The following is a 4,140-nucleotide window of genomic DNA, read 5'->3' as shown; positions in this document are numbered from 1 at the left end:
GACTCCGTCCATGCCGGGCATCGCCAGGTCCATGACGACGATGTCCGGCTCCAGGTTCCGGGCCTTCGCCACAGCTTCCTCCCCCGACGACGCCTCTCCCACGACCTCCGCCCTTCCGGACGCTTCGAGCAATGCCCGGAGCCCGGCGCGCACGACCATGTGGTCGTCGACCAGGAGCGCCCTCACCATCGCCGGCAGGCCCTCATCCGCTCTGTCCGCCCGTATTCTGGAAGGGAACGGAGGCACGGATCGTCGTTCCTCCGCCCGGCGAGGTCCGCACGACGACATGGCCCCCGACCAACGCTGCTCTCTCGCGCATCCCGGCGAGGCCCACCCAGCCGTCGCCGGACAGCGCTTCCGCGCCAGGGAGTTCGAACCCGCATCCCTCGTCCCGGATGGTAGCCGTGACCGCCCCCTTTGCCGATTCGAAGGTGACGGTCGCCTCGTTCACCCCTGCATGCCTCACCGCATTGCCCACCGCTTCCTGCACGATCCGGTAAAGCGCGAGGGTGGCGACCTCATCCAGCTCGCCGTCCAACCCGCTCAGGCTGGCGTGGACCTTGAACCCGTAAACGTCCTCGATGTCGCGGAAGACGGAGCCCAGGGCGGAGGAAAGCCCCTGGCGGTCCAGTTCCGGCGGCAGGAGTCCGCGGATCATCCGCTTCACCCCGAGGATCGTGCCTCCAATGTCCTCGGCGATCCGCGCCCGCGCACGTTCCCGCTCACCGTCGTCCTTCTCGTCGGCCAGAAGCTTGACCCGGATCTTCAGCGCCACGAGGTTCTGGAGGAACTCGTCGTGCAGTTCGCGCGAAAGATGCTTCCGCTCCTGTTCGGCCGCTGCGATCATCATGCCCGACAGCCGCCGCATCCGCCTCCATGTAGAAATGTCACGAACCGCGCAGATCACGTGTTTCTGGTCCGGCCCGAGTTGCGACGGACTCAGGCTGATCTCGACTGGAATGGTCGTGCCGTCCTTGCGCAAGGCTTCGAGTTCGAGTCCCTCGCCCATCGGGCGGGGCTTCGGCGACTCGCCGTAGCGCCGGCGGTGCCGGCGGTGCCGGCCGCGGCTCGCGTCGGGAATCAATCGCTCGACCTCGCTGCCTTCCAGTTCCTCGCGGCTCCATCCGAACATCGCGACGGCCTGCCGGTTAAGGTCGTGGATCACCCCGTCCGCATCCACGACGAGCATCGCGTCCGGCGAGGCGTCGAACACGGCGGTATAGTCCCTCTGGTTGAGCACTCCCGGCTCCGTCCTTGTCGTTCGGGCGGGCGAGCCTGCCGCAACCGCGACGCTGCTCCCGTGTACCGACCCGCTCTCACCCACGAGATGCGGTCGGCCGGGGATTGTCAATGGGAACCGGCACCCTCGTCAGATCAACCCCGCACGCCTCAGCCGGTCCAGCGGGTCGCCGTTGCGGGCTGCGTAAAGAGCGACGCGACGAGCCTGTCCCACCCGGGCGCCCTTCCGCTCGAACCGCCGAACGACGCGAGCGAGCCGGTCTTGGAGCCGGTTACCTCCAGAAGCGCCTTGTGCCGTTGCCAGCGACCGCGCCAAATCCGGGAGCCGTTCTGTTCATGGTGATTCCTTCCTTTCGTCGTTCAACGGGGCCGGATCCCCGCGAAGCGGGTTGAGGTTGAATTGGCTGCGATTCGGGAACCGACGGCCAGCTTCCCTGCCGCGCGGGGGACCAACAGAACGGTCCCGATCCGCATGCGCCGAGGCTCCACGTCCGGATTGACCGTCCGCAAGGCGTTCAGCGGAACCCCGTACCGTCCTGCAATACGCACCAGGGTTTCCCCCGGGACGACGGTGTGTTCACGAAGCGTGGAGCGCTCTCCGGCCGGGATCCTGGCAAAGCGGGCGAGGAACGTTTCGCCCGCGCCGACGGGGACGCGCAGCCGCGTCGACCTGCCCGCCGGGGCCAGACCGATGCGGAGGTGCGGGTTCAGGGTCCTGATTTCGTCTTCGGAGATGCCCGCGGCATCGGCGAGGACATCCGCCGACGCCGCTCCCGCGACCCGGACGACATCGAAGCGCTCGGGCGGATCCTTTTCCGGTGCCGCTTGCCCGATGAGCGAGAGGTCGCCAGCCAGACGAACGCTCGCGAGGAACTTGGGAATGAAGTCCCGGGTCTCGTTGGGCAGCAGGTCGCGGATATGCCCGAAAAGGGCGTCGTTGCGCGGCCGGGCTCCACCGTGCCGCCGGATCACCCGCTCGATCCGCGTCGGTCCCGCGTTGTAGGCCGCCAGAGCGAGAAACCAGCACTCGAACCGGTCATGGAGGGCAACCAGGTAGTCCAGCGCGGCCCCGGTGGCCGCGTACACGTCGAAGCGCTGGTCCACGAGCGAGTTGACCTCAAGCCCAAGCCACCGGGCGGTGTCAGGCATCAGTTGCCAAAGCCCGGCCGCCCCCTCTGGAGAAACGGCCAGGAGGTCGTAGTCGGCCTCGATGAGAGGTAGGTAGCGAAGCGAGGGCGGCAGGTTCCGCGCCGCCAATTCGGCGTCGATGTAGCCCTCGTACCTGCCCATTCGCTTCAGGCCGCGCCGCATCGTACCCCGCCCCTTGCTCCCCCAATCATCGAGCCACACGGCGATCTTCGCCTCGATCGCCCTGCCATAAACTGCCGGTAACCCGATCTCGTCGTAGTCGTTGCACGGACGACCGTACCAGCCGCCGCAGGCTGGCTCGGGCCGTGCCACGCGATCATCGCTCTGGGAGAGAAAACGGCCCGAGACGGAATCCGCGTCCGGGATGTTCGACTTGACCGGCATCATGGCCACAATCGCAGCGGTGGCGGCGAGGACGAAACGCGTCAGCCACTTGTTCATGAGAGTCTCCTCTCGGATGATGTTGCCGGTGCGCCCCTCTGCGGTTCTCGGGACACAACGGCTGTGTGTCCAGTGATGGCCAATGATGAGCAGCGCGATTTGGCGCTCCAAGAGGAAAAACCCGCGATTTTTGGCGGAAGAATTCCGGGTGCGTCATGCGGGGAGAATCCCCTCATGCCCCGCACCCGACCTCAAACCCATCGAGAACGTCGGGCAGTTCATGCGCGAAAACAGGCTCTCGAACCGCGTCTTCCAAAGCTACGGCGACATCCTCAATCACTGCAGCCATGCCTGAAACAAGCTCGGCTCACAGCCGGATCGCATCGCCTCAATCGGAACCCGAAAATGGGCCCATACGTTTCAAACCATGCCCGCTGGTATTGTTGTCGATCACGTAAAAGCGCGGATATCTGATCCTTTTACTCCAGCGGCCGGAGATCGGTTTCGAGCGGTTCGCCGGCGCGCTCGCGCATGAGCATGTCGTTCCAGTCCTCGCCTTCGATGGCGGGGCGCTGTCTTCCAACCCCTGCGTCGAACGACACCGAAGGTCGAAACGGTCCGAATGCCAGCGGATCGGCAGATCGATCGATGGTGCGAAGCTGCTGTGAACGTGCTTGCGAGCAGCGATTTTTGCGACTGAAGTCTCTCACTTCGGCTCCTCACCGAGGGCCTCCGCCATCGCCTTGCGCCCGTCGTCGACGATCTCGTCGAGTTCCTTTTCGCGCTTCTCTCGGAGCAATTCCTGGCCGCGAAGCGTGGTCAGCAGGTAGACGCCGCGGTAGATGTCCTCGATCAGCGCGAGATAACCGGGCGGGACCGCCGCCTCGGCGGGGCGGTCGAGACGCTCCTCGGCGGCGGCGAGGGTCGCGGCGCGGACGAGCTGGCTGGCCGGAATCCCCTGGCGGAGCGCCGCGTCCTCGACCAGTTGCCACTCCGAATCGGAGAACCGGATCGTGCGCGAGCGGCGGAAATCGCCCGCGCGCTCGCCGGGTTCGTTCGACTCTCCGTCGGCTTTTCGAGCGCTTCGTGCCATTTCGCTGCTCCCTTTCGGCCTCGCCGGGGACCGGCGCGGGCCAGGACCACACCCGAATCCCGCTCCGCCTGCCACGCTTCCGGCCGGGGATCAGCGCACCTGTCGCAGCCGTCGCGGCTCTCCGCCGCCTCCCGGCCGACGGTATCGCCGAGCCCTCGGGCGACGGTGGAGACCGCGCCCGGACGGTCCTCGCGGCGGGGCGATCCGGCGGATTCCGGCGCACACAATCCGGTAGAGTCGAGGACTGGCGCGCCAGTTGTAGGGTCCGGTGGCTGTTC

Annotated in this window: 5 protein-coding genes; all 5 read right to left on the bottom strand. The window is 66.7% G+C overall.

Annotation, left to right across the window (positions count from 1 at the left end; all coding sequences use genetic code 11):
• On the bottom strand, nucleotides 1–189 hold a 189-nt coding region (locus tag RN901_RS10250), incomplete at its 3' end, for a response regulator transcription factor (RefSeq protein ID WP_310758183.1).
• A gap of 13 nt (nucleotides 190–202) precedes the next feature.
• Nucleotides 203–1,240 carry a PAS domain-containing sensor histidine kinase gene (locus tag RN901_RS10245; protein WP_310758182.1) on the bottom strand — a complete coding sequence of 346 codons (1,038 nt, stop codon included), beginning with the start codon at nucleotides 1,238–1,240 and terminating at the stop codon, nucleotides 203–205.
• A 359-nt stretch (nucleotides 1,241–1,599) separates the two neighbouring features.
• Nucleotides 1,600–2,829 (bottom strand): transglycosylase SLT domain-containing protein, encoded by a 1,230-nt coding sequence (locus RN901_RS10240; RefSeq protein ID WP_310758181.1) that lies wholly within the window; start codon nucleotides 2,827–2,829, stop codon nucleotides 1,600–1,602.
• Nucleotides 2,830–3,248: 419 nt separating this feature from the next.
• Nucleotides 3,249–3,479 (bottom strand): hypothetical protein, encoded by a 231-nt coding sequence (locus tag RN901_RS10235; RefSeq protein ID WP_310758180.1) that lies wholly within the window; start codon nucleotides 3,477–3,479, stop codon nucleotides 3,249–3,251.
• On the bottom strand, nucleotides 3,476–3,862 hold the full coding sequence (locus tag RN901_RS10230) for a hypothetical protein (RefSeq protein ID WP_310758179.1): 387 nt from the start codon (nucleotides 3,860–3,862) through the stop codon (nucleotides 3,476–3,478). Before RN901_RS10230 ends, RN901_RS10235 begins: the two co-directional genes overlap by 4 nt.
• Nucleotides 3,863–4,140: the final 278 nt, after the last annotated feature.

The sequence above is a fragment of the Candidatus Palauibacter soopunensis genome (assembly GCF_947581735.1).
Taxonomy (GTDB): Bacteria; Gemmatimonadota; Gemmatimonadetes; order Palauibacterales; family Palauibacteraceae; genus Palauibacter; species Palauibacter soopunensis.
Note: the sequence above shows the minus strand (reverse complement) of the source record. Positions and strands in the feature narration are given on the sequence as shown.

What these genes read in the sequence shown, in the direction of transcription:
- RN901_RS10230 (WP_310758179.1), bottom strand. Translation starts at nt 3,862, where the DNA reads ATGGCACGAAGCGCTCGAAAAGCCGACGGAGAGTCGAACGAACCCGGC.
- RN901_RS10240 (WP_310758181.1), bottom strand. Translation starts at nt 2,829, where the DNA reads ATGAACAAGTGGCTGACGCGTTTCGTCCTCGCCGCCACCGCTGCGATT.